Genomic DNA, 1,980 nt, shown 5'->3' with positions numbered 1-1,980 from the left:
GCAGGGGGATGTCATCAACCCGTTCGATGCGTGTAACTGTGGGTGGTGTTTCCATCGTGTGCATGATTCAAAGACAGCAAGTCCCTGTAGCTTGCCGTCATTTCATGAACCGAGGGGTAAAATTGAGCGAACCATCAGTAACAGGTAGACGAACATCCGCTCGCCAAAGTCGCGCTCGGAGTCGCCCTGGACTTCGACATGAATTTGCGATGACGACAACGACAAGAAGCGAGGTAGCCCTGTCCGGCTGGGAGGGTTTCACGCCGTCAGGCGCAGTTCCGTCCTCAGTCCAGCGCGCGTCGCCAGTGTCAGCAACATGTCCAGGCTGAAATCTTCCACTTTCCCCTTGACCAGCCGCGAGACGCGCGGCTGGGTAATCCCGAGCTGTCGCGCGGCCTCGGCTTGCGTCCAGCCGCGTGCCTTCAACTGTTCGGCAGTGCGGATCATCACCTCGGTACGCAGCTTTAGCACCTCAGCTTCGGCGGGATCGAAACCCAGATCGACGAAGACGTTGCCGCTGCTGTCGATGATGCGCGTGTCGCGTTCCTTGGGAACGGCGGGCGAATGGGGGTGCGTGCTCATGTCTGCTCTCCAATCAGTTTGTAGCGTTGTGCCGCCAGGTCGATGTCGGCTTTGGCGGTCTTCTGGGTCTTTTTCTGGAAGGCATGAAGGACATAGACGGCCTCGGCGAATTTGGCGACATAGATGACCCGAAAGGCGCCGCTGGCGTCGCGGTAGCGAATTTCAGATGCGCCAGCGCCGACAGTCTTCATCGGTTTGAAGTCGCTGGGTTCGCGCCCGTACTGGATGGTCATCAGCTCGATACCCAACGCACGCCGCGCGGTGGCCGGCATGTCGCGCAGATCGTCCAGGCTGGAACCGATGAATTTGAGTGTCTTCATGCGGGAAATAATGCAGGTACTTGCATAAATAGACAAGTGCCTGCATCAGCCAGGTCGCGAGGTAGGGTGGGTAGAGTGACCACGGTATGCTGCTGACTGTTGCCACACTGCCATTAAGTTAAGCCGTTCGTGGTGAGCTGGTCGAACCATGAACGGCTTTACGCTCAGAGGCTTAGAGTCTGTTCGTAAAGTTTTTCCAAGTAAAAATAGATAGTTGCTGTTTAGGTTTTGCTTTGGTAAGGCAGAAAAGACGGCTTTTTGCCAGCGCACCGTTCAGAAACCCTATGTAATTCAATCTGAACTTTATGAACAGACTCTTAGGATTTTCCGTCGTAACTTCTCAAAGGGGGGTGTCCAGCTCAGTGCGGTGGATACCAGATATTGTGATCTTGGCACTCGAAGCGTCCTTTGGATGGTGTGTCGAGATCCAACTCATCGGCGCTACCGCACTCAGATGGATACCCCCCCTTCTCAATAAGTCATGGCAGCCTTGGCTGAAGATATCCGTTAGAGTACCCCATCGCTACCCCAATCGTTTCCCGTGCATCGTCCAGCCGTCATGCCCAACCCGATCAAACTCCCTGACATCCCCGATGCGGAACGCACCCCGCTCATCGAGCAGTTGGTGGCGCTGATCGAGACGCTGGCCGAGAAGACCCAACGGCAAGCGGAAACCATCCAGCCGTTGCGCGAGGCGATCGCGGTGCTCAAGGGCGAGAAGGGTAAGCCGACCTTCAAGCCGAGTGGGATGGAGGATCCGCGCGATCCTGACAAGACCGATCCGGGCACGGGCGAGTCGACCGGCAAGCGGGCGGGCTCGAACCAGCGGTCCAAGACGCCGGACGTGCCGATTCATGAGGATTGCCTCATTGGCCCCACCCAAGCGCCGCCGCCTGGAGCGCGCTTCCAAGGCGATCGCGACTTCGTGGTCCAAGATCTCAAGATCGAGGCGCACCACACCCGCGATCGCCTGGAGGTGTGGCAGACCCCGGACGGGGAGTGGTTGCGCGGAGCGTTGCCGCCGACGCGTCAGAGTCAGCACGTCGGTCCGACGGTGCGCGCCGACCGGCTCGACCAG

The 1,980-nt window shown here is 58.3% G+C and carries 2 protein-coding genes and 1 pseudogene; 1 reads left to right on the top strand and 2 read right to left on the bottom strand.

Features of this window, described 5'->3' with window-relative positions:
• Window positions 1-258: 258 nt before the first annotated feature.
• A complete protein-coding gene (locus tag QZY07_RS09115; RefSeq protein ID WP_295401755.1) occupies window positions 259-582 on the bottom strand; it encodes a helix-turn-helix transcriptional regulator in 324 nt (107 codons plus the stop codon).
• Window positions 579-902, bottom strand: coding sequence for a type II toxin-antitoxin system RelE/ParE family toxin (locus tag QZY07_RS09110; RefSeq protein WP_295401754.1), 324 nt, complete (start codon window positions 900-902; stop codon window positions 579-581). The genes QZY07_RS09115 and QZY07_RS09110 overlap by 4 nt, the downstream gene beginning before the upstream one ends.
• Before the next feature lie 559 nt (window positions 903-1,461).
• Between QZY07_RS09110 and QZY07_RS09105 the strand changes: the two are divergent.
• Window positions 1,462-1,980 (top strand): annotated as a pseudogene (locus QZY07_RS09105) (hypothetical protein); the annotation flags it as partial.

The sequence above is a fragment of the uncultured Thiocystis sp. genome, from assembly GCF_903866365.1.
In the GTDB taxonomy this organism is placed as follows: domain Bacteria; phylum Pseudomonadota; class Gammaproteobacteria; order Chromatiales; family Chromatiaceae; genus Chromatium.
This window is presented reverse-complemented; position numbering and strand designations above follow the sequence as displayed.